This is a genomic window from Pseudomonas sp. SDO5215_S409 (genome assembly GCF_054071325.1).
Map to the genome: position 1 here is coordinate 1 of NZ_JBSVWN010000171.1, position 556 is coordinate 556.

Here is a 556-nt window from a genome sequence, read left to right on the forward strand (position 1 = left end):
CAACGGGATCGGCGTATTTCACCATATTTGGAAGTCTTCTTCAGGATTTCCCTAGCTTCGCCCAAAAAAGAACGTTTTCCTGCTTGCTCGTAGTATTGTTCGTATCTTTGAAAATTTGCCACGCTTCAAGCCCAGCCGCAATGGCTCCGAATGATGCCCAAGTCACCGTACGTAAAATCAGACCTTTTGCAGCTTTCGCGAAATTATTAGCAATGTTTGCCTGATGGCTTCCACTAGAGGCGGCTTTAGCTTCAGCTAACCATCCCATGTAGCCCGCCTTAGCCAACTTCACGGTTTTTCGGCCGATCTCAGCCGACATCCCTCCCGCCCGATTCCACGCCGGCCCCACCCACAACGCTGCAATCGCATTCGCCGCATACGCTGCGCTCGACCCCATAGTGCGCAGCTCATCCGCCGTGAACCTTCCGTTGTTCTGCGCTTGTTTGGCAATGTTGTGGGTGTTCCACACGTTCAGCCCCACCAACAAGGCGGGCAGTGCGTTGCCCAGGTTCTGGTTCATCCAGGCCTTGGTGCGGGTGAGGTATTCGTAGGTGCC

Annotated in this window: 1 pseudogene; it reads right to left on the minus strand. The window is 54.1% G+C overall.

Annotated features, from left to right (window positions below):
- Nucleotides 1-40: 40 nt before the first annotated feature.
- Nucleotides 41-556 (minus strand): annotated as a pseudogene (locus tag ACW9H9_RS28765) (T6SS effector BTH_I2691 family protein); the annotation flags it as partial.